This window comes from Velocimicrobium porci, assembly GCF_009696045.1.
GTDB lineage: Bacteria > Bacillota > Clostridia > Lachnospirales > Lachnospiraceae > Velocimicrobium > Velocimicrobium porci.
Map to the genome: position 1 here is coordinate 12760 of NZ_VUMT01000005.1, position 21725 is coordinate 34484.

General features: G+C 34.8%; 34 protein-coding genes. 28 read left to right on the forward strand and 6 right to left on the reverse strand.

What is annotated here, in order from left to right:
• The first annotated feature begins 18 nt into the window (after positions 1–18).
• The 5 genes from FYJ58_RS04505 to FYJ58_RS04525 all read left to right on the forward strand — a co-directional run bounded on the left by FYJ58_RS04505 (position 19) and on the right by FYJ58_RS04525 (position 4604).
• Entirely contained in the window at positions 19–606 is a 588-nt protein-coding gene (locus FYJ58_RS04505; RefSeq protein ID WP_154517888.1) for a TetR/AcrR family transcriptional regulator, read from the forward strand.
• Positions 607–844: 238 nt separating this feature from the next.
• On the forward strand, positions 845–3118 hold the full coding sequence (locus FYJ58_RS04510; protein ID WP_154517891.1) for a heavy metal translocating P-type ATPase: 2274 nt from the start codon (positions 845–847) through the stop codon (positions 3116–3118).
• Positions 3119–3128: 10 nt separating this feature from the next.
• Complete coding sequence (locus tag FYJ58_RS04515; RefSeq protein ID WP_154517894.1) at positions 3129–3422, forward strand: metal-sensing transcriptional repressor; 294 nt, start codon at positions 3129–3131, stop codon at positions 3420–3422.
• Between the two features lie 11 nt (positions 3423–3433).
• Entirely contained in the window at positions 3434–3628 is a 195-nt protein-coding gene (locus FYJ58_RS04520; RefSeq protein ID WP_154517897.1) for a heavy-metal-associated domain-containing protein, read from the forward strand.
• 19 nt (positions 3629–3647) lie between these two features.
• Positions 3648–4604, forward strand: a complete 957-nt coding sequence (locus FYJ58_RS04525) for a D-2-hydroxyacid dehydrogenase (protein ID WP_331464157.1) — start codon at positions 3648–3650, stop codon at positions 4602–4604.
• 59 nt (positions 4605–4663) lie between these two features.
• On the opposite strand, the gene FYJ58_RS04530 is transcribed toward FYJ58_RS04525, so the two are convergent.
• Positions 4664–4885 carry a YaaL family protein gene (locus tag FYJ58_RS04530; protein ID WP_328597799.1) on the reverse strand — a complete coding sequence of 74 codons (222 nt, stop codon included), beginning with the start codon at positions 4883–4885 and terminating at the stop codon, positions 4664–4666.
• A 201-nt stretch (positions 4886–5086) separates the two neighbouring features.
• Here FYJ58_RS04530 and FYJ58_RS04535 point away from each other — a divergent pair, with 201 nt between their 5' ends.
• The 4 genes from FYJ58_RS04535 to FYJ58_RS04550 all read left to right on the forward strand — a co-directional run bounded on the left by FYJ58_RS04535 (position 5087) and on the right by FYJ58_RS04550 (position 7808).
• Positions 5087–5287 carry a pro-sigmaK processing inhibitor BofA family protein gene (locus FYJ58_RS04535; protein ID WP_154517900.1) on the forward strand — a complete coding sequence of 67 codons (201 nt, stop codon included), beginning with the start codon at positions 5087–5089 and terminating at the stop codon, positions 5285–5287.
• A gap of 167 nt (positions 5288–5454) precedes the next feature.
• On the forward strand, positions 5455–5982 hold the full coding sequence (locus FYJ58_RS04540) for a prepilin peptidase (protein ID WP_154517903.1): 528 nt from the start codon (positions 5455–5457) through the stop codon (positions 5980–5982).
• 24 nt (positions 5983–6006) lie between these two features.
• A complete protein-coding gene (locus tag FYJ58_RS04545) occupies positions 6007–7014 on the forward strand; it encodes a P-loop NTPase family protein (protein WP_154517907.1) in 1008 nt (335 codons plus the stop codon).
• Positions 6969–7808 (forward strand): CpaF family protein, encoded by an 840-nt coding sequence (locus FYJ58_RS04550; RefSeq protein WP_235912550.1) that lies wholly within the window; start codon positions 6969–6971, stop codon positions 7806–7808. The genes FYJ58_RS04545 and FYJ58_RS04550 overlap by 46 nt, the downstream gene beginning before the upstream one ends.
• A 7-nt stretch (positions 7809–7815) precedes the next feature.
• Here FYJ58_RS04550 and FYJ58_RS04555 read toward each other — a convergent pair whose 3' ends face one another.
• The 3 genes from FYJ58_RS04555 to FYJ58_RS04565 all read right to left on the reverse strand — a co-directional run bounded on the left by FYJ58_RS04555 (position 7816) and on the right by FYJ58_RS04565 (position 10078).
• The gene (locus FYJ58_RS04555) at positions 7816–9387 is read right to left on the reverse strand and encodes a recombinase family protein (protein ID WP_154517910.1); all 1572 of its coding nucleotides are present in this window, start codon (positions 9385–9387) and stop codon (positions 7816–7818) included.
• Between the two features lie 63 nt (positions 9388–9450).
• Positions 9451–9861: a type II toxin-antitoxin system HicB family antitoxin gene (locus tag FYJ58_RS04560; RefSeq protein ID WP_154517913.1), complete on the reverse strand. Its 411-nt coding sequence runs from the start codon at positions 9859–9861 to the stop codon at positions 9451–9453.
• A gap of 46 nt (positions 9862–9907) precedes the next feature.
• Positions 9908–10078: a type II toxin-antitoxin system HicA family toxin gene (locus FYJ58_RS04565; RefSeq protein ID WP_154517916.1), complete on the reverse strand. Its 171-nt coding sequence runs from the start codon at positions 10076–10078 to the stop codon at positions 9908–9910.
• A 131-nt stretch (positions 10079–10209) separates the two neighbouring features.
• Between FYJ58_RS04565 and FYJ58_RS04570 the strand changes: the two genes are divergently transcribed.
• Complete coding sequence (locus FYJ58_RS04570) at positions 10210–10455, forward strand: helix-turn-helix domain-containing protein (RefSeq protein ID WP_154517919.1); 246 nt, start codon at positions 10210–10212, stop codon at positions 10453–10455.
• A gap of 339 nt (positions 10456–10794) precedes the next feature.
• Here the strand turns inward: FYJ58_RS04570 and FYJ58_RS04575 are convergent, their stop codons facing one another.
• Both FYJ58_RS04575 and FYJ58_RS04580 read right to left on the reverse strand, forming a co-directional pair.
• On the reverse strand, positions 10795–11412 hold the full coding sequence (locus FYJ58_RS04575) for a hypothetical protein (protein WP_154517922.1): 618 nt from the start codon (positions 11410–11412) through the stop codon (positions 10795–10797).
• 89 nt (positions 11413–11501) lie between these two features.
• Positions 11502–11903: a helix-turn-helix domain-containing protein gene (locus tag FYJ58_RS04580; protein WP_154517925.1), complete on the reverse strand. Its 402-nt coding sequence runs from the start codon at positions 11901–11903 to the stop codon at positions 11502–11504.
• 153 nt (positions 11904–12056) lie between these two features.
• Here FYJ58_RS04580 and FYJ58_RS04585 point away from each other — a divergent pair, with 153 nt between their 5' ends.
• From FYJ58_RS04585 to FYJ58_RS04665, 18 genes are all read left to right on the forward strand, one after another.
• Positions 12057–12230, forward strand: coding sequence for a hypothetical protein (locus tag FYJ58_RS04585; protein ID WP_154517927.1), 174 nt, complete (start codon positions 12057–12059; stop codon positions 12228–12230).
• A 23-nt stretch (positions 12231–12253) separates the two neighbouring features.
• Entirely contained in the window at positions 12254–12406 is a 153-nt protein-coding gene (locus tag FYJ58_RS04590; protein WP_154517930.1) for a hypothetical protein, read from the forward strand.
• A 9-nt stretch (positions 12407–12415) separates the two neighbouring features.
• Positions 12416–12700, forward strand: coding sequence for a hypothetical protein (locus FYJ58_RS04595; RefSeq protein ID WP_154517933.1), 285 nt, complete (start codon positions 12416–12418; stop codon positions 12698–12700).
• An 80-nt stretch (positions 12701–12780) separates the two neighbouring features.
• Positions 12781–12984, forward strand: a complete 204-nt coding sequence (locus tag FYJ58_RS04600; RefSeq protein WP_154517936.1) for a hypothetical protein — start codon at positions 12781–12783, stop codon at positions 12982–12984.
• Positions 12985–13241: 257 nt separating this feature from the next.
• A complete protein-coding gene (locus FYJ58_RS04605) occupies positions 13242–13787 on the forward strand; it encodes a hypothetical protein (protein WP_154517939.1) in 546 nt (181 codons plus the stop codon).
• A 274-nt stretch (positions 13788–14061) separates the two neighbouring features.
• Positions 14062–14844, forward strand: coding sequence for a rolling circle replication-associated protein (locus FYJ58_RS04610; RefSeq protein ID WP_154517942.1), 783 nt, complete (start codon positions 14062–14064; stop codon positions 14842–14844).
• A gap of 14 nt (positions 14845–14858) precedes the next feature.
• Positions 14859–15308: an RNase H family protein gene (locus tag FYJ58_RS04615; protein ID WP_205839151.1), complete on the forward strand. Its 450-nt coding sequence runs from the start codon at positions 14859–14861 to the stop codon at positions 15306–15308.
• A gap of 103 nt (positions 15309–15411) precedes the next feature.
• Positions 15412–15681 (forward strand): helix-turn-helix domain-containing protein, encoded by a 270-nt coding sequence (locus FYJ58_RS04620; protein WP_154517948.1) that lies wholly within the window; start codon positions 15412–15414, stop codon positions 15679–15681.
• A gap of 36 nt (positions 15682–15717) precedes the next feature.
• Entirely contained in the window at positions 15718–16776 is a 1059-nt protein-coding gene (locus tag FYJ58_RS04625; RefSeq protein ID WP_154517951.1) for a pentapeptide repeat-containing protein, read from the forward strand.
• A gap of 14 nt (positions 16777–16790) precedes the next feature.
• Positions 16791–17810 carry an FtsZ/tubulin family protein gene (locus tag FYJ58_RS04630; protein ID WP_154517954.1) on the forward strand — a complete coding sequence of 340 codons (1020 nt, stop codon included), beginning with the start codon at positions 16791–16793 and terminating at the stop codon, positions 17808–17810.
• Positions 17811–18024: 214 nt separating this feature from the next.
• Positions 18025–18252 carry a hypothetical protein gene (locus FYJ58_RS04635; RefSeq protein WP_154517957.1) on the forward strand — a complete coding sequence of 76 codons (228 nt, stop codon included), beginning with the start codon at positions 18025–18027 and terminating at the stop codon, positions 18250–18252.
• A gap of 25 nt (positions 18253–18277) precedes the next feature.
• Positions 18278–18412 (forward strand): hypothetical protein, encoded by a 135-nt coding sequence (locus FYJ58_RS15025; protein ID WP_268892661.1) that lies wholly within the window; start codon positions 18278–18280, stop codon positions 18410–18412.
• Entirely contained in the window at positions 18409–18573 is a 165-nt protein-coding gene (locus FYJ58_RS04640) for a hypothetical protein (protein WP_154517960.1), read from the forward strand. Before FYJ58_RS15025 ends, FYJ58_RS04640 begins: the two co-directional genes overlap by 4 nt.
• Positions 18570–19430, forward strand: coding sequence for a prohibitin family protein (locus tag FYJ58_RS04645; RefSeq protein ID WP_154517963.1), 861 nt, complete (start codon positions 18570–18572; stop codon positions 19428–19430). Before FYJ58_RS04640 ends, FYJ58_RS04645 begins: the two co-directional genes overlap by 4 nt.
• Before the next feature lie 130 nt (positions 19431–19560).
• Complete coding sequence (locus FYJ58_RS04650) at positions 19561–19752, forward strand: hypothetical protein (protein WP_154517966.1); 192 nt, start codon at positions 19561–19563, stop codon at positions 19750–19752.
• Positions 19742–20119 (forward strand): dehydroquinate synthase/iron-containing alcohol dehydrogenase family protein, encoded by a 378-nt coding sequence (locus tag FYJ58_RS04655; protein WP_154517969.1) that lies wholly within the window; start codon positions 19742–19744, stop codon positions 20117–20119. The genes FYJ58_RS04650 and FYJ58_RS04655 overlap by 11 nt, the downstream gene beginning before the upstream one ends.
• 15 nt (positions 20120–20134) lie before the next feature.
• Positions 20135–20530, forward strand: coding sequence for a beta-sandwich lipoprotein (locus tag FYJ58_RS04660; RefSeq protein WP_154517972.1), 396 nt, complete (start codon positions 20135–20137; stop codon positions 20528–20530).
• Between the two features lie 356 nt (positions 20531–20886).
• The gene (locus FYJ58_RS04665; protein WP_235912551.1) at positions 20887–21357 is read left to right on the forward strand and encodes a hypothetical protein; all 471 of its coding nucleotides are present in this window, start codon (positions 20887–20889) and stop codon (positions 21355–21357) included.
• The last annotated feature ends 368 nt before the right edge of the window (positions 21358–21725 follow it).

The following is a 21725-nucleotide window of genomic DNA, read 5'->3' on the forward strand; positions in this document are numbered from 1 at the left end:
TTGCTAGGGGATAAAATTATGGGAAAAACAACAAAAGATGCGTTGGGTGAATCACTCAAAAGATTATTGCTCCATACAACATTGGATAAGATTACAGTAAAAGATATTGTTGAAGAATGTGGAGTTAACAGACAGACATTTTATTATCATTTTCAAGATATATTTGATTTACTTAGCTGGGTATTCATACAAGAGGCAAATAAAACTTTGCAGGAGAATCGCACATGTAATACTTGGAAGGTAGGATTCTTGCAGACGCTGTGTTATATAAAAGAGCATAAAAAATTAGTGCTTAATGTATACCGTTCTGTTTCAAGAGAAACGTTGGAACGGTATCTTTATTATGCTACATATGGTTTATTAAAGCATGTTATAGAAGAAGAGGCGGAAGGGATGTGTGTGGCGGAGAAAGATAAAAAGTTTATTGCAGATTTTTATAAGTATGCGTTTGTTGGACTTGTATTAGAATGGATTCGGTTAGGATTGAAGGAAGAACCAGAGGAAATAGTTATTCAGTTAGGAACACTTATTGAGGGTAATTTAAAAAAGGATTTGCAGAAATTTAACCAGAAAAGACCTGTTATACAGAGGAAAGATCTTGTATAACAGGTCTTTTTACTTTGGTGTTTTATGGAACTTATGAATTAGAATTGTGCATTTAGAGGATAACGATGGAGCAGATTTTATATGGAGGTTTAATTTGAACAGTTTGGGAAAATATAGATATATATTATCATGGTTGGGAGAAACAGAATATAAAATTAATTAAAAAGAGGTTGACAAAAAAATAAAAAGAGATTACCATATACCCCATAGGGGTATAAAATAGAATGAGGTGATAGTTATGAAAGAAGAGGTCTATATCATAGAAGGAATGACTTGTGCATCTTGTAGTGCCGCAGTAGAGCGTGTTACAAGAAAACTGGATGGCGTTGACCGTAGTGATGTCAATTTGACAACAAATCGTATGACAATTGTTTATGATGAAAGAAAAGTAAATCCTGATATGATTAAAGCAAAGGTAGAGAAAGCGGGATTTGGAATTAAGGAGTTTCATCAAGATAAGATGGGGCAAAAGGAATTGAAAGTTGAAAAAGAGGATGAGGAAGAATTGCAATTAAAGGGAGCAAGAAATTGTTTAATTGGAGCAATTATATTCACGATACCTTTGCTGTACTTGGCAATGGGACACATGTTTCCATTTGAATTACCGGTTCCGGCAATTATCAGCATGAATGTTTTTCCTAGTAATTATGCTTTGATTCAGTTATTACTTACAATTCCGATTCTTTATTTTGGGAAAAATTTCTATATAATAGGATTTAAAACGTTATTTCATGGGAATCCTAATATGGATTCTTTGGTGGCAATTGGAACAACAAGCGCGTTTGTATATAGTTTAATTATGACATTTCTTATTCCTATTGACCATAGCTATGCCCATCAGCTTTATTATGAATCAGCAGCAGTTGTTGTAACGCTGGTTATGGTAGGAAAATATTTAGAAAAAAATAGCAAACAAAAAACAAAAGGTGCAATTAAGGCATTGATGGAATTGACACCTGATCAGGCGATTATCAGGGTAAACGGGGAAGAGCGGACCATACCGGTGGAAGAACTTAAAAAAGGTGATATTGTAATTATAAAGCCGGGAGCTAAAATTCCATTGGATGGAAAGGTAATAAAAGGAGAAAGCAGTGTAGATGAATCAATGTTAACGGGCGAAAGTATTCCGGTAGAAAAAAACAGAAACGATGAAGTAATTGGCGGAAGTATTAATTTTAATGGGAGCTTAGAGGTAGAGATTACGAGAGTCGGAGAAGATACAACTCTTGCAAAAATTATCAAATTAATTGAAGATGCTCAAGGTAAAAAAGCACCTATTTCCAAAATTGCAGACAGGGTAGCCGGTTTTTTTGTCCCTGCTGTTATGGGGATTGCAGTCATTGCTTCTATTATCTGGTTAATTGCGGGACAAGATTTATCATTTGTACTCACAATTTTTGTTTCTGTATTAGTAATTGCCTGTCCATGTGCACTTGGTCTTGCAACTCCAACAGCAATTATGGTTGGAACCGGGTTAGGAGCCAGCAATGGCATTTTAATTCGGTCAGGAGAAGCATTGGAAGCGGTTCATAAAGTAGATACGGTTGTGCTTGATAAAACAGGAACGATTACAAAGGGAAAGCCTGTTGTCACAGAAATAATAAGTAAAAATTATTCAGAAGAGGATTTACTTGAAATCGTGGCAGCAGCAGAAAGTCTATCGGAGCATCCATTAGCAAGAGCAATTGTAGAAGCGAAGAAGGAGAAATGTAGCAACAAAATTTATGAAATAGAAGCATTTAAAAGTCTGACGGGATTAGGTGTTGAGGCAAAACTACAATTACAATCGGATAAAAGTGTTATAAGAGATGTTTTAATTGGGAATTTAAAATTGATGGAAAGCAGACAAATTACAATTGACGCTTATCAAGAGGAAGGATTTCGATTGGCAAAACAAGGACAAACACCAATGTACATTGCAGTAAATGAAACAGTGGAAGGTATTGTAAGTGTTGCAGATACAATAAAAGAAACGAGTAAGAGGGCAATCTCTGATATGAAAAAATATGGAACGAAGGTATATATACTGACAGGAGATAATAAGTTAGCTGCAAATTATATTGGAACTCAGGTAGAAGCTGATGAAGTGATTTCCGAAGTGTTGCCTGAAGATAAAGCAAATGTAATTGCAGGTTTGCAAAAAGAGGGAAGAAGCGTTATGATGGTAGGAGATGGAATCAACGATGCTCCTGCTTTAGTACAGGCGGATGTAGGGGTGGCAATTGGAAGCGGAAGTGATGTTGCAATTGAGTCAGGAGATATTGTTTTGATGAAGTCGGATTTACAGGATGCTGCGAAAGCAATTCATCTTAGTAAGCTCACAATTCGGAATATTAAACAAAATTTGTTTTGGGCATTTTTCTATAATGCAATCGGAATTCCAATTGCTGCAGGTGCTTTATATCTTGTAAATGGAACTTTATTAAGTCCGATGATTGGTGGATTTGCAATGTCGTTAAGCTCTGTGTGCGTTGTGACAAATGCGTTACGGCTTCGAAGAAAGAAATTATAGGAGGGATTCGATGGAATGTGAATGTAATCGAATCAAACATCGAAACGAAAAAGAATATAAAGATTTAATTAACCGGTTAAATCGTATTGAAGGTCAGGTAAGAGGCGTAAAAGGAATGGTCGAAAAGGAAGCTTATTGTGTAGATATTTTGACACAGGTATCGGCGATTCAATCTGCACTGAATGGTTTTAATAAAGTGTTGCTTTCTAATCATATTAAAACGTGTGTAGTTGATGATATAAGAGAAGGCAAAGATGAAGTGGTAGATGAGTTATTAAAAACATTACAAAAATTAATGAAGTAGGAGGATTTTTTATGACAACATTAAATGTACCAGATATGCACTGTGAAAAGTGTGTAGAAAGAATAACAAAAGCATTAACGGCTGCTGACTTGAAATTTGACGTATCATTAGAAAGCAAAACAGTTACAATTGATGGCTGTGAACATTGTGTAAAAACAGCAATTGAGGAATTAGATGACTTAGGTTTCGAAGCAACCGAAGCATAAAAAAGAGGAAGGAATAATTGTGAAAATCGTATTTTTAGAAACAAAGACATTAGGTGATGATATTAATTTATCTAAATTTAATAAATTAGGTAAGGTTGTTTTTTATGAAACAAGCAAAGAGGACGAGATTGCAGAAAGAGTAACAGGAGCTGATGTTGTAGTTGTAAATAAGCTTCCGATGAATCAAAAGACATTGGGAGATAAAACAACAGTAAAGCTTATTTGTGTAACAGCAACCGGAACAAATAATATTGATTATATATATACAAGAGAGAAAAAAATTGCAGTTACAAATGTAAAAGGTTATTCCACCCCAACGGTAGTTCAGCATACGTTTGCCCTTTATTTTTATTTGATGGAGCATTTAGCTTACTATGATAATTATGTAAAATCAGGTCAATATGCGGAGTCCAATTTGTTTACTCATTTAGACAGATGCTTCCATGACTTGCAGAGTATGACATGGGGAATTGTGGGGCTGGGAGAAATCGGTCGTGGTGTTGCTGCTATGGCACAGGCATTTGGAGCTGATGTGATTTATTACTCGACTTCAGGGAAAAATAAAAATCAAGATTTTTTACAAGTAGAATTTGATGAATTACTTGGGCGTAGCGATGTCGTTTCTGTGCATGCACCTTTAAATGAGAATACAAAAGGGTTGTTTGGATATGAAGCATTTCAGAAAATGAAGCCGAGTGCGTATTTTTTGAATTTGGGACGTGGTCACATTGTTGTAGAAGAGGATTTGGCAAGAGCGTTGAATGAAAACTTGATTGCAGGAGCCGGACTTGATGTGTTATGTAAAGAACCGATGACTTCAGAAAATTCGCTTTTAAAGGTAAATAATAGAGAAAAGTTAATTATTACGCCACATATCGCATGGGCAAGTGTCGAAGCACGTGAACGATTGATGGAAGAAGTATATAAAAATATAGAAGCATTTCAAAATGGAGAAAAACGAAACGTAATAGAATAAAAAATGTCTTCGTGCATGAACTGATAGATTAGTGAATTGCGCGAAGACATTTTTGTTTTTTATCCCTGCATCATAGCTTTTAATTTTTCTGCCTGTTTTAATAGAAAAACATATCTTCTTTGAAACGCATTCACTTCATAAATGTAACAGTCAATTAAATCTGGATCAATTACGTTTTCAAAGTTTGAATATGCAGAGTCTAATGCTAATTTTGTTTTTTTTATTTCCTCTTGTAAAAGTTCATGACGGAGTTCTAACGGGGTTTTTTGTTTACGAAACACGTTAATACCTTCCTTCCATATATTGGTGCTATTACTAGTATAGACTGGAAAAAATAAAACTATTCATAAGTAATCTTAAAAATAAAATTTTTAAGACATATTTTTATAGGGTCTGAATATACATTAAATAAATACAGTAGGACGAGACAAGGCAGAAAAGCAGTAAGGTATTTATTTAGGAAGAGGAGGTGGAGATAAAGGGTGAAATTATTCGAAGAATTGCTAAGTGTGATAGAGCGTATTATATTTGGAATTATAGGTGTTTGGGGAGCAAACAAAATTTTAATGGCAGCAGGAATAGGAGGAGTAGGATTAAATGCTGTTACTCTTACTGTATTGGGGATGCTTGGAATGCCTGGTTATTTTCTTCTCTATGCAGTTAGTATATTCGGTAGAATGTAAAGAACAATGAAAAGCAGGTTTTTAGTCTTGTGACTTGTGTATAAAAATTATAAAAAATCTTGTGAATTTAAGTGGATTGACGGGTAAGGGGTGGGTATGATAAGATTAATCTCACAACAAGATAAGAAAACAATAATAAAAAAGGGGGAGATTGTGTAAAGGAAATCATGACAATTGGACTTCTTATTGCTGCAACTGTTAGTGATTTGAGGAGTTTTAAGGTGAAGAATTTATATATTATAATTGGTTTTAGTTTTGGGCTTTTCTTTTTTATAAATTCTCGTTCTTACCAATCGTTTGAGAAAATCCTATTTTGGTTATCAGGAATGATTTTACCGATTCTTTTGCTATGGTTGTTGTTTCGGTATAAAGTAATAGGTGCAGGAGATATTAAGTTATTTTCTGTAATAGGCGGTTTATATGGTCCGCATTTTGTTATTCGCCATATGATTCTTGCACTATTCTGTGGTGCATTATTATCTATAATTCATTTTATAAGACGTAAAGATTTTCGATATCGTTTGTCTTATTTCATGTCATTTATTTCAAGACAGAATTCAGTGAAACAGATTTTGTTTGAACCGATTCCATATTATAAGAAAGACGCAGATGGTTACAGTGCAGTTATACCATTCACATTATCCATTTTAGCAGGCTATATTCTATGTTATTTAAAGGTATGGCAGAGAGTATAGATTAAAAAATTAGGAGATGAAAAATTGAGAAAGGGTACTTTAATTTTATATGAAAAAGAAACAGATTATGCCATAAGATTTATGAATTATTTTAATGAACTGCCAAACTTTATATTTGAAGTCAGAACATTTACGAATTTGCAGGTATTGAATGAGCATTTAAATACACATGAAGGAGATGTATTGCTTATAAGTTCCGGCATTTTTCTTGAAGAATGGCAAAGGGAAAAGGTAAGAAAAGTGATTTTGCTGACAGAAAATCTAGAAGAAAAGAATGGTGAGAGTCAGGCAATTTATAAATATCAGTCGATGGACAATGTAAAACAACAGTTAATTCAATTATGGGATGAAACGGGTGTTAAAAAGGAAGAGAAAAACGCAAAACAAAGAATAAAATATATAGCAGTCTGTTCTCCGTTTGGTGGGAGTGGAAAAACTATGTTTTCTCTCGCTTATGGTCAGGCCAGTGCTAAGAGAAAGAGGACGCTATATATTGGCTTAGAAGCCGTTAAGAGTTTTTCAAAATCAGAAAGAGGCGGAGGCAGTTTTTCTGAACTATTATATTTTTTAAAAGAAAAAACAACAGACTTTGATTTTCAGAAGCTTGTGACCCATATTGGAGAACTCGACTGTATTCATTCACCGGATTATTATGGCGATTGGTATAGAGTAGAAGAGTCTGATCTTGATTATATGATGGAGCAGTTAGAGAGTCAGACACGATATGAGACGGTTTTATTTGACTTGGGAATATGGAATTTTGCGAGTATCTATTTGCTTTCTAAAATGGATAAAATATATATTCCCGAGTGGAGAGCTACTTCTGTTTTTCGGAAAGAAATATATTTAAGAGAAAATTGGAAACTCGATGGTTATGGAGATTTGGAACTGAGAAAACAGAGTATTAAACTTCCATATGACGAAGAAGTTAATAAAGGAGATTTTAGAATTGAGCGGATGCTTAAAACGAAAATGGGGCAGTGGGTATGGAACGTTATCGAGAGCGAATGGATGAGCGAAAAGAACTGCTAAAAAAAGAAATAGTAAAAAAGTTAAGTTTTTCGAAACAAATAGATGATCAGCAAGTATATGCTGTTTTAGATGAAGTGATAACGGAAGCCGGAAGAAGAGAATATATTTCTTTAGAAGATAAGCAGACGTTAAGAAAAGAATTATTTAACAGCTTAAGACGGTTTGACATATTGCAGGAGCTTTTAGACGATGATGAAATAACAGAAATTATGATTAATGGACCAGAGCATATTTTTATTGAGAAAAAGGGATGTTTGTATCCATGGAATAGAAAATTTGAGTCAAAAGAGCGTCTGGAAGACATTATTCAGCAAATTGTATCAAAGGCGAATCGAAGCGTAAATGAAGCACATCCAATTGTCGATGCAAGATTGGAGGATGGTTCAAGAATCCATGTCGTATTGCCACCGGTAGCAGTTAATGGTCCCATTTTAACGATTCGTAAGTTTCCATCAAAGCCAATATCAATGGAGGATTTAATTCGTTATCAATCTATTACAGGCGAAGCAGCTGAATTTTTAAGAAAACTTGTTATTAGCCGTTACAATATCTTTATCAGTGGAGGCACTGGTTCGGGAAAAACAACATTTCTAAATGTTTTATCTAATTATATTCCAAAAGAAGAGAGAGTTATTACAATAGAAGATTCTGCAGAGCTGAATCTTAATGCGATAGAAAATCTGGTTAGTTTAGAAGTAAGAAATGCGAATGTGGAAGGAAAAAATGAAGTGCAAATTGGTGAATTAATAAAGGCAGCATTCCGGATGCGCCCAGAAGGTGTCAAAATAATATAGAGAAAATCTATAAAACGATTTTCAGATTTTCTCCATCGTATACACATTCTTTGATTATATCTTTCAACATAGTATTGACCTCTTCATCTGTCATGGCTTCTAATTTCGAAACCATATTGCATATTACCTCATATTTAAGGTCAATATTAAGCTCTTCCTGTTTCTGCTTTCTGTCACTCGCAGTAACCTCCCTTAACTCATAATTGAAAGAAGCAAGCTGCTTATCCAATTCCTCTATTTTCTTGACGATATATTTGGCAGCAGTTGAATCTTGATTGCTGACCAAAATGTTGGTTAAGTTTTCAATTTCTTGGTTGGTTACAAAAATATCTTTTTCGATATTTTTTTTGCTCCGTGCATTAATAGGTGCTTCCTTTTGTGGGATATATTTCTTGATAAGATTTTTGTCCAGTGAAATTTCTTTCAATGTATCCAAGACGATGTTATCGAGTAAATGTGTTTGAACGTAACCAACTTGACAATATTCTTTTCCCTGCCGGATCCTTTTATTGCAGTAATAGTGTTTGTACTCTTTCTGCAAATCTTTATCGTACTTATATTTGTACGACATCATGCACCCACAGGAACACCGTACAATACCAGTGAGAAGCCCAGGACTATGCTTGCGTTTTTTGTAAGCTAAATTGTGCGTAAATTTAGCTTGTATTTCAAGCCACGTCTTAGAATCAATCAAAGGTTCGTGAAGTCCTACGGATACATACCAATTTTCAGGATTGTTATTTTTATGAGGACTTTTTTTGCCGCCCTTGGTTCGACCATACACAATTAGACCATGTGTACCATCGAATTTTTCTATAGGAACAGCCATAATACAGCCTTTGTCTGCGAAAAATTTATATGTTTCCTTATCCGCAGCTACATAGTGCGGATTTGATAATATGTTATAAATCTGTGTAATGGAAAAGAAGAATCCATTATACGACTTTATATTATGTCGTTTAAAATATGCTTCCATTCCACTGAGACTTATATCATTATTTAAAAAGACCTCACAGACCATCTTGTAAAACGGATAAGTTTCCTCATCCTTTTCGATGGTGGTATGCTCCTTTCCATCAATAAGAATCTTTTTTCGTTTATATCCTATGGGCGGATTACCACCAGCCCATTTTCCACTTTTGGCAAGTTCAATCATGTTGTCCTTGACACGTTCTGCAATGGTTTCCCGCTCCATCTGAGCGAAAACAGAACTTATATACATCATTGCCCGACCTAATGGGGTAGAAGTGTCAATTTGTTCCTTGAGCGAAACGAAAGCAACATTGTGCTTTTGCAAAAAATCAAATGTATTAGAAAAATCTTTCACATCCCTGCTGATCCGGTCGATTTTATAACAAATAAGAACATCAATTTTCTGTTCTTTGATATCTTCTAGCAATGCTGTAAAAGCTGGACGATTTATATTTGCTCCAGTGTATCCCTCATCTGTATATTCTACAATAGATTCTACCTCATAGTGAGTTTTTGCATAGTCAACGCACAACTTATATTGTGCTTCGACAGAATCAGATTTGTCAGAATATACAGATTTCCTAGTGTAGATTGCAATATGTGACATATTTGACTCCTTTCTTAAAAGAACCGCCCACAGAGGGGCGGTAAATAATAATCTGCAAACAATTTAATGATGTTGTTCCAAGCCAAGATAACTAATAAGACCATCTTGGAGAATTTTTGAAAAATTGACATTTGCCTGCTCGGCTTTATAGTTCAGCCAGCTTGGCAATGTTACATTTTTTCTGACTGTTCGATTATCAATCATACGACGATAATCAGAAAAATCAATATCAACGAAAGAAACTAGGGAATCACCTTCGCTGGAAAAATTACTTTCTTTTTTTATATCTTTTGTTGGTTTAGGTATTTCTAGTCCTTGGTCTTCAAGGGTAATTCCTTTTAGACCAATGCTGTCCCTTGCCATAGAGATAGCATCAGCCATATCGGTTCCTTCTGTTTGGATATCCAAAACAGGAACATCCACTAGAACACAATCAGCAGTTTGCGTAAAAATAACAGGGTATACATATTTCATAAATAACACTCCTTTTTCTATCTATATTATTTAGGACCAGGGGCTGTTATAAGCCCCATTTCCTAAGTATGTGTTTTGCAAGTTGTTCATTTACTTCTTTGTGTCTTGGGATTTCTTCTAAATCATTCCCTCTTATATAGATATCATGCTTTGAGCCGTGTCTATAAAATTCAAAACCGACACTTTGAAGTTTTTTTATCAATTCTCGTTGCTTCATTTTACTCCTCCTTATACTTATATTATACACATTTAATACGCATAAGTCAAGGGGAAATAATACAAAAATGGGAAAAGATACCGCAAGACATATACATTATTTTTTATTATCCTATTATACAGGAGGCTAAAATGGAAATATATATTTATCAGGCTAGAGAAACAATGGGAAACAAGTATATAAGTTTAAGGGAATTACAAGAACGTACAGGAATTTCCAGAAATCGAATACAAGAAATTGAAACGGGAAAAAAATCGCCAAAACTGGATGAATTAGAAAGAATTTGCGAAGCATTGGGAGTATATATGGAAGATTTGTACTATAGTGAAAAAAGCGTAAACCTTTATTATAGTAAATTTTCAAATAAAAAGAAATAACTTTTTATATTTGTCCTTATATGAGGACAAATAGTGGTAAAGTATGGAATTATTAGGAATATGTGGTAAGATATATAAAAATAAAGGAAAGGGAGGTAAGCATATAATGGGAAAAAGAGGCAGTAATTGAATTGTTAAAGTGTATGGGAGAAAACAAAATAAAAAATGAAAGTAATTTTCTCCCAAGAGTATACGGGAGGATAAAATGGATAAAAAAATTAAAAAAGAAATCATACAAATAATAACCGAAAGCCAAGACCTCTATTATTTAGTTGCAGTACTTTCGTTTGCAAAAAAATTTCCACAAAAAAAGAGAGTTCACTGACTCTCTTTTTATCGTTAAACAATACATTCATCGTATTGAGGTGATGAACTGTCTAATATATGTAATGATACTTTTGCATATATTATAGTTTTATTTTTATCATTTTCAAAATCACCAATTTCTTCTATATATGCAACCCTTTTATGAAACGCATAATTATCACCAATTTCTTCTGCTATATAAGCAGGAACACAGCCTATATCATATTTGCACCATCCATCAACCACTAAAAGGTAAGCAGGCTTTCCTTGATACAAAAACTTTTCAACTCTTAGTTTTTCTCCTGCCAAACAAGTTTCGAGAATTTCTTGCCGTTTGGTGCTTTTGTCAAGTTTACATTTATGTGTTACACCAACTACATTAAATTTATATTTTTTAATAATTTTTTCTGATTCGGTTTCAGCTGGGACATTTGGTTTTTGAGTAGAAAGACTTTCCCCTTTTGTGTCAGATTTCTCTGAATAAAAGAAATCAATAACAAAAAGAAAAATAATAGAACCAATGACGGATTTTAAAATAAAATCAAGGAATGAGGTTGACGAAAAAAATGCACAAATACTAGTAAAAATAATACATATAATATCTCTAAGGCATATAGTAAATTTGTTCTTACGTTTTCTAAATAATTTCACAATGAAAACCCTCCCATATGATTAATTAGGGATACACCCTATTACTAATATAGCATATTAGGAGTGAAACGTAAATAAAAAAGAGAGGTTTAACTCTCTTTTTCATCAACTCTCTTTTTAAGCTCTTCCAAATACTTCAAACCGAATTCAAGAAGAACTTCCCGATTAGTATTGGTTAATTTTCCATAAACCTCAACAAATGCTTCGAATAGAGGGTCACGCTCTCCTAATAAAATAGCTGATTTTGCTACAATATCGTTTTCAGGAGTTTCATTAAACATATCTCCGTTTCCGGTACGAAGCCAAAGTTCGTTTACATCAAATTTCTGGCAGATATATTCCAGCAATCTTTCGCTGGGGAGTCTATCGCCAGATATTAATTGACTAACATAAGGCTGACTAATCTTCATTTTTTTTGCGAACGAGGTTTTTGTAATGCCTAACGTATCAATAATTTTCTTGATACGTTCACCTATAGTTTCATCAACCATTATTTATCCCTCCTTTTTTTGAATTATAGCAATAGTAGCACTAGGTGTCAATAAAAAAATATAGCTAAGCTATAGAAAATGTATTGACAACATAGCAAAGCTATGTTAAAGTATAGCTAAGCTAATAAAGATTATAGCAAAGGAGATGATAGAATGAGCATAAAACAGGAAGAACTAGAAAAAATCGCTTTTATATACATGAATATCTCAAATGAAAAGAGAAATTTATGGATGTCGAACGGAAATATCCTGCTTGCAAGTCAGCAAGCAGAAGAAAAGCAAAAAGCAAAAAAGGCAGCAGAAGAGATATTAGAAAAAACAACATAAAGAAAATAAGAAGAGGTGAAAAAATGCCAAGAAAACAAAAACAAGTAAATCGTATCTTAGAGATACGAACACCAAATATAGAAACAAAGTGGACGGAAGTACTACTTAAACACAAGGGAGCAGAAATAGAACGCAGATACCAAGAAGCGTTAAAAAAACAACAAGCACAAGCATAGGAGAAGAAAATGGAAGAAATGATAAAAAAGATAACGCAAATAAAAAACGGTTCAATTGAAACCAAAAGATGTTGGTTGAAGTTTAACAAAATAAGGAAAACTGATTATGGGTTTTTAATTTTTCAAGCTTCCAACGCTGCTGGGGAAGTAGCAGTAATGATTGGAGAAATAATAGAGATTATCTTCAATCAAAACAAAGAAAAATATCGTGATGAGAAATATAAAATCACAATAAGAACAGAAAGTATGGATTATGATATATTCACAGATGATAATCCAGAAATTTTTAAATAAATACCTATCCCCAGGGATAGGGGGAGAAAGATTCTTGTACCCCCCCCAGACAAACAGCCTAAGGATAAGGAGGGATAGAGATGGATATCGTAAAAATTATTGCAGATGGAAGAGAGAAAAATAAGAATGATAAGGAAATCATTCAAAAAATAAACAAGGAGTTGTTGGAAAGATTAAAAAATATGGATTTAAAAGATTTTTCTGGTACAGTGAAAGAAATTTCAATCAATCCAACAACTGCAAATTATCAAATTTTACTCGAAGTTAGTCCTAGCGAAATCTAAACCTTTTTGAGTAAGTTTAAACCAAATAATAATATCATCTGAAATTATAGTGTTTTTTACTATATTTAATGTATTTTGATATAAGTTATCTGAATACACCTCAATATAATCATCATTTTGAAGTGATTCAGCCGCAGTTAGAGAGTGCATAAGCATATCTCCATTTTGGGGAAGAAACTTACATTCCAATTTAATTCAAATATAAGATTTTTAAATAAATACCTAGCCCCCAGGGATAAGGGGAGAAAGAGAAATAAATGAAATTAAATCAATTATTAAAAGAAAATGATGTAAAGGTATACGGATTCCAAGCGTTTAAGGACTTGGAAAAACATTGTAGCGTACAGGGGGATACGATTATATTAGCAACTGACTCACCATCATTAATGATAGAGAGGGGTTACGAAGAGTATTATGCTCCAGTAATACCTTTCGGAAGTCGTTTTAATAAGGCACAAGAAATATTAGATGCCGATTTGGAAGTCAATAAAGTTACTGTACATATTGAAGAGGATATAACACGAGAGGATGAGGTAGTAATTGTTTCTACCCATACAGGAACTAGAGAATTGTTAGAACATATGTTCGCAAATTCAACACCATACGAAAAGGTGAATAAGAGTGATGTTGAAGGTAGATTAGTTGTAGGAACATTACCAGCACATCTGATTCAATATGCTCAAAAATACAAATCGGTAATAGTAAAAAACTTTGATTGGTCAAAAGACCAAAGTCTTTCCGGAAAAGAATTGGAAGAACGACTCATGATAGGAAAAACTATTTCTGTAGAAATAGAAGAATAGAAAAAACCCCTTCCTGCATTACCGGTACAGGAAGGGGAAAAGAAGAAGTACAATATACTTCTTTAAGCTATTATTATGTTTTAGATTTGACGAAGTAATTCGACATGGAATTATTATACCATGCCTAAGGATTGACGTCAATTTTTTTGAACCTTTTTTGAGGGGATTACAGGATTTTGCAACAAGTTAAAAACGGCGAAAATAAGCCGTATAAGGCTTGTTCAAACTATTAACTTTAGGAACAGAGTAACTTTAGGAACAGAGGAAAGAAAAAATGTATTTTAAAACGGAAATAAAAGCGGGGAAAACGATACTGGTACATAAAAGCACCAGTAAGCGTACAGGGGTAAAAGAAAAAGGGGCAAAAAAAACTCCAACTCCAGAAGAGATGGAGAAAATAAATCAGATTAACGCGGAACGTAAACTTACAGTAGTGATAAATGCAAACTTTCAAGATGGAGATTTTCACTTGATACTAACCTACTACAAAAAAATGAGACCAGATCCAGAGGAAGCAAAAAAACAGGTGAAAACATTCTTGAAAGAAATGAGAAAAGCATACCGGAAAGTAGAAGCGTCACTTAAGTATATTCATGTAACAGAATATAAGAATACAGCAATTCATCACCATCTAGTGATTAATAACATAGATGGATTGAATGTTCCGAAATTAGTAAGAGATTTGTGGCATTACGGCAATCCGAAGTTCGTTGTTATGAATACCAACGGACAGTATAAGGATTTGGCGGAATACCTCATAAAAGAAACGTCTAAGACATTTCGCGAAAAAAAGGACAAGGCTCACAAGCAACGCTACTCTTGTAGTCGAAACTTGGAGCGTCCAAAACCAAAGACAAAAATAGTAAAAGCAGATAGATGGCTTGCAGACCCAAGACCACCAAAAGGATACTACGTAGACCTTGATACAGTGGAGAATGGGATTGATAGATGGACGGGGAGGGAATATCAACGTTATATCCTTGTCCAGATTGTGGATAATGTGGACAAGGATATAAAAACTTCTTCGTCTAGTAATTACTGGACGAAGAGAGAATAAAGCGAGGGAAAATTGTGGATATATCCATATACATATTAGCTAGTTTCCATGGAAATCCAGAAGGATATGGAAAGGCAATTGCTTTCTTAGAATACATAAAAAGCAACGGGCAGATTCATACAAGAATGGAAACTGTGGAATTAGAAGGAACAAAAAACGCACTGTTACTAAAAACGTGCGTAAAAGCCATAGAACGGCTCAATAAGCCATGCCATATAACAATCTATGTTGATTGCCCTTACATTCAAGGAACGCTCAATAGAAGATTGCTAGAGCAATGGAAGCAACGGGACTGGAAGAGAGCAACAGGGCAATCGCCGGCGAATCTATCGGACTGGAAACGGATGTACAACTTGTTAGGGGTGCATCAAGTAACAGTAGAAAAATATAACAAGAAATACGACAAGGAATTAAAAAGAATACTGGAAGGGAAAAGAATATGGAATGAAGTTGGAAACAAGTAAGCGAAATAAAAAAATTACTGAAAGATTGGAATGAAATAATAAAACCAATTAAAAAATACATCGAACAAACAGGGAATCCAATCCCTATCGTGGAGGGCAACGAATGATGAAAAAAGGGATTGTAACAAAATATAAGATTAACCGCTTAGACTATCTAATCTTAATAACGTTAGATAGATTGAATATGACAGATTGTTATAGGTCCATGACCATAACAGAAATAATGTCAGAAAATGAGTACGCATTAGGAGTAAGAACTAATGTGTACAAAAGAATAAAAAAGCTAATTGAGCTTGGATACATAAAAAAAGGCGTGATAGATAACCACGCAGATACCTTCTACATAACGGAAGTAGGTAAAAAAATAATATAGGCTATAGGGCACTTGAGTATCGAAAGGAGATAGGAAATGAAAGGATACAAAGTTTTTAACCAAGACTGGACATGTAGAGGAAAACAGTATAATTGTCCTGGAAATTTTGAGGAAGAAGGAAAACTTGAAGTTTGTGAACATGGTATGCACTTTTGCGAAAATGCTGCTGATTGCTTCAATTATTACGATTTTGACAGCAACAACAAGGTTGCAGAAGTCATTGCATACGGTACGGTTTTGAAAGAAGGGGACAAGTCCTGTACCGATAAACTGGAAATCGTGCGTGAAATTCCTTGGGATGAAGTGTTGCGTATCGTGAATACGGGAAAGAATTGCACAGGTCGCTGCAACACTGGGGACTGCAACACTGGGGACTACAACACTGGGGACTACAACACTGGGGACTACAACACTGGGGACTACAACACTGGGGACTGCAACACTGGGGACTACAACACTGGGGACCGCAACACCGGGGACTGGAACACTGGGAACAGGAACACTGGGTACAGGAACACTGGGAACAGGAACACTGGGGACTGGAACACCGGGGACTGGAACACCGGGGACTGGAACACCGGGGACTGGAACACTGGGAACAGGAACACTGGGTACAGGAACACTGGGAACAGGAACACTGGGGACTGGAACACCGGGGACTACAACACTGGGGACCGCAACACTGGGTACAGGAACACCGGGGACTGGAACACTGGGAACAGGAACACTGGGGACTGCAACAAATCTTCTTTCAATACAGGATGTTTTATGACAGAAGAACAGAATATTATGTTATTCAACAAACCTTCTGATTGGACTTATAGAGATTGGTTACATAGTGATGCAAGATACATGTTGAAAAAGATAAAAAAGGATGTTGTTGAATGGATTTATTCAGAGGATATGACGGATGAAGAAAAGGAACAGAACCCTGAATATAAGACAACAGGCGGTTACCTGAAAGTGCTTGATGAGTCGGAATGCGGTCAAATTTGGTGGGACAATTTGACCGAAAAGGAAAAGAAAGTGATTAAGGATATTCCGAATTTTGACAAAGATATCTTTGAAGAAATTACAGGGATAAAAATAAAATAAAAGGAGAAGAAAAAATGTTAAAAGATAAAGTTGCATTCTTAGGTCTAGGATGCTGTGGTGGGAAAATTGCAAAAAACTTTGTAGATATGGGCTACAAAGGAATTGCAGTAAATGGAAGCGAACAGGACTTACGAGCCTTAGGTGGCATGCCAAAACATCACTTAAAAGGTTTTGATGGTTTTGGTGGACATAGGGAGCGTGCAATTGAGTGCTTGGCTTCCAATGAAGGCTTTTTAAGTTCTGTACAGGAGCTACAAGAAGAAATCATTATACCTATTTTTGGAGCAGGAGGCTCTACTGGTTCGGGGTGTGGAACAGTTATAACAGAATTGCTTGTGGAAGCAGGAAAGATTGTTTGTCCGGTGATTGCGTTACCATCATCGGATGAAGCGATTATAAAGCATAGTAATGCTTATCAAGCGGTACAGGAACTGCAAGAGATAGAAGGAGCTGGGACAAGCTTCTTCATAAATAACGACAAAACAAATAATTATGAATACACAAACAAAGCATTTGCCAAAATGCTGGATGTGTTTTTATCAAACGATTCTTATGGCAGCAGGAACAACTTTGACGTATCAGAACGTATGGAAATGTTGCAAGACAACGGGGCAACAGTTCTAAGTCTTGCGAAGGAAAAAGACACAATGATAGAGAAGCTTACAAATGGGATTTTCGCCCCATTAGAAGCAAACAAAATATGTGAACACATTGCCATCATTCATGCAGGCAATGATAACAAGGATATAGAGCCATCGGAAGTGATAGCGATAGCCGGAAAGCCATCAAACATATACGAGGGCTATAACGGAAAAAGCACACTCATAGCAGTAAGCGGATTGGATTTTCCGATTACCCATATCAATAAATTGGGTAATATTGCAAAAGAAATCTACGAAGAAAGGAAGCGGAACAGACAACAATCTGCTTCTAAATTGGAAGGATTAGACTTTTTAAAGGAAGAGAAAAAAGAACCTTTAAAAAAGAAAACCATGTCAAAATTGGATTTGCTAAAAAAAAGAATGGAGAGTTAGGAAACGTCAAGTATATATCAAGTGTACGTCAATGCTCGTCAAGAGCATGCTAGTACACGCAAAGAATAGGGCATAAGTATTTGATGATACTTTGTATAGATTATTCACAATATGCCATGACTATAGTTTGTTCCAGTGGCAGCAGTGCCACTGGGGAAAGGAAAATGAAAAAATAGTTGCTGAAACAGGATATTGAATTTAAGGAGTAAGAAGAATGAAGAATACGATAAATGAGGCAATAGAAGAAATGCTACAGTATTTTGATGAACATATGAAAGAGTTTGAGGAAGCATTAGAAAAAAAGGAGTATACAATAGCTGGAACTATTCAAGGATATCTTTTAGGGGTGATGCAATGTATTGTAATTGCCTATAAAAATCAAGGAGATAAAAAAATACCGAAAGAAGTAGAAGAGAGATTGGATAAGATTAATTTGCCATAAGTAACAGGAAAGAGGTTATTAAAAAATGGTTACTAATTTAGAAACTTTAGAAAAATATTGGAAATGTAACAAAATAGTCCATGAAACAGGAAAAACCATACAACAAGTATGGGAAGAGATTAACAATGAAAACAATGAAAAAACAGAGAGGAAAAAATGATGAATCCAGTATTTATTTTGCTAGTTATATTATTTATGACATTAATGTGGTTCTTATTATCTTTCGTCTTTTTCCCATTAGGACAATTATTGTTCTATTGCTGGGCAAAAGCAAAAGATGAAATGAATAAAAATCAAAAAGAAAAGGAGAAAAAACAATGAACAAAGGAACAGTAGGAGCAATCGCAGTAGGAGCAATTATTTTACTTGGAGGGATTTCAGCAGCGTTTTGTGCCAAAAGAATTCCAACAGGGTATGAAGGGGTAGTATATTCCATGAATGGTGGGGTACAGAACGAAACCTTAACACAAGGTTGGCATTTGGTATCGCCAACAAAAAAAGTAAAAGAGTTCACAATTGGAAATGAACAACTTTTACTAACCAAAGATAAAAGGGAAGGAAGCAAAGAGAATGATTCATTCAAGGTATCGACAGCAGATGATGCCAGTATAGCAATTAGCTTTCAAATGTCTTATCGGTTCAAACCGGAAAGACTAACTGATACATATAAAAAATACAAAGGAATGGACGGCGAGGATATAGTAAACAATCGTGTAAAAGCTGTCTTAAAATCAAAAGTATCAGAAATCACAACAAACTATTCCATGATGGAAATATATTCAGGGAATAGGTCTGAAATTAACGACAAAATAACAAAGTATCTAAATGAACAGTTTTCGAAGTCTTTTGGTATCGAAGTTATGGACGCATCCATTGTAGATGTGCATCCAGACAAAAAACTAAAGAAAGCGATTGACAACAGGGTAACTGCTCTGCAAAAGAAACAACAAGCAGAAGCGGAACAAGAAGAAATAAAAGTGAAAGCAGAAACAAAATTGATTAAAGCAAAAAACGAAGCAGAAATCAAAAAGACAAAAGCAGTTGCACAGGCAGAAGCAAATAAAAAGATTGCTGAGTCGATTACACCAGAATTGATTCAGATGAAAGAAGCAGAAGCCAGATTAAAACATGGTTGGATTACTGTCCAAGGGGCAGAAACAACAGTTGTAAAGGAATAATAAAGAATATAGGTTCTCGGAATCATGAGCCTTCCGACTAAGATTCGATGGTCAATGACGTACTTTAATAGAGCTTGTGTCACACAAGGATTAGAGATTCCGAGAGCCTATGAATATGAAAAGGAGAAACATGAGAAGAATACGGATAGCAAAGACGGCAACAGCAGAAGTTGTCGGTATAGAAAGAATAAAGGGTCTTGAGTTTATAATGTATAGTTGTTCCGAATGTGGATATGGAATAGAAGCAGATTATTGTTATTGCCCAGATTGTAGGGTAATCATAAAAGAAGAAAAAAGGGAGGAAATAACGAATGGCAGATAAATATATGCAGGGCAGGAATGACGGAATGGCATTTGCATTAAAAATAGCAAAAGAAAAAGGAATAGAAGGATTAGAAGAAGAATGTAGATATAGAGGTTGCACAAATTTGCCTTCAAGAGTGCCAAAGAGGGCAGCAGATGAGTTTGTGGAGCGAATGAAAAATAACACAATTGATACGATTCTAATGATGTCAGTTGCTGTTTTAAGAGATGAATTTGAGTTTGGAAAGAAACGATTAGAACGTTTCCAAGATCGATTTATATTAAAGACGGAATGTTTGATAGAAGATTATTGTACATGGGACGACATTCGGGAAGCACTGAAAGAAGAAACAGGGCTGGAATTAGGAATTAGAAAAAATGAATGAAAGGTAGGGAAAGAAATGAAGGTAAATAAGAAACTATTGAAAGGATTAATAAGCGGAATATTAATATTATCACTTACTGCCTGTACAGAATCAGAGAGAGTTACATACAACATGAAACAAGAGGCTGAGAACTTTAATGTTTTAAGAAGATTTGCAGTAATTAACACAAGGACCGATAAGGTCGAATTTGAAATGATTGGTGCTTTCAGCAGAGAAGATTCGTCTGACAGTCAGGTTACTTTGGTAGTTGAAATGGAAGATGGAACATATAAGCGACATATAGTCGGATTGAACGAAAATACTATGTATATTATTGAAGATTTGGGTGGAGCGAAAGTCAACAAGTACAAATATCAAGTAAATTATATTCCGGAATCAATTGTACCGATTACAATTACAGAACATGATTAAAAACCGTTACCAGAACAGTATGAGGAGATAATGATGAATCAAGAAGAAGCAATAGAAATCTTAAAGAAAAACTATCCCAAAACAGCAAAAAAAGGTTGATGGAATATACGTAGGTGGCTTTGATGATGTTGATTGTGAATTTGGGCAGGCACTTACAATTGCAATATCGTCACTAACAAAACAAATACCAAACAAGATAAAAGAAGAGCGATGGATTGATACAAAATGTGATTGTGGTTATACCTTTTCAGTCCATCACGGGGATGGATATTATTCTATCCCAAAAGAGAAGAAAACAAAGTATTGTCCTATGTGTGGACAGGCTTTGGATTGGAAAGTTTAAGGAGGTAGAGCAAATGGAGAGAATTGAATGTGAAAAATGCCATCATTCAGAATTTGACAATGACAAGATACGGTGCAAATCTAAAAAATGTCAGCCAGATTATGAAGATATGCGAGAGGCAAAAGAAGCATTATTACTATCTTTTCCGGGAAGCTTTATAAATGAGAGGAATGAATTCATTGCACATGTAAAGAGTAATCAATATTTCTTGCTTGATGATTGTGAATATCCGGAAGATATTGATTGTAAGGTGCTGGAGTGGTTTTCAAGAGCTGCTTGTAAAGGGCAACCATATAGCCAGGAATGGAGAAATATAAAGTGTAGAAAGTTTATGCTTGATGGCATAAACAACTATATGGATACCGGTTTTACAGAGGATGAAATGATGGAGATTTATACATACCTCGGCAATGCTTGTAATCATAAAAAGACTGTACGATTTATCGAGAGTGGATATGATTTTGATGAATTATGGAAGAATTGATTCGATAAACTGAAATTAGTAGAAAGGAGTAAGAGGTTTTCCCGGGAAGAAAAGACGTCTTTACTCCAAGAGAAAATGGCAAGGACAAAAATAGAAGTACCAGAAGGATTACAAAGCGATTATACAAGTATTGAGAAAAGAAAAAGCATTACATATCTGTATATTATGTGGACGGCTTTATGCTCATGGTTAATAATAAGTGCCATTGAGCGGAAAAAATAAAAAAGTGACCCAACATTTCCCGTTCGTAATATGATATTATAATATTTGTAATAGAATATCTATAACTAATAGAACAAAATATTCTATTACTAAGTCTGTAATATTCAGAAAAAGGTGCAAAGCACCTTATGGCAGAAGTAGTAGGA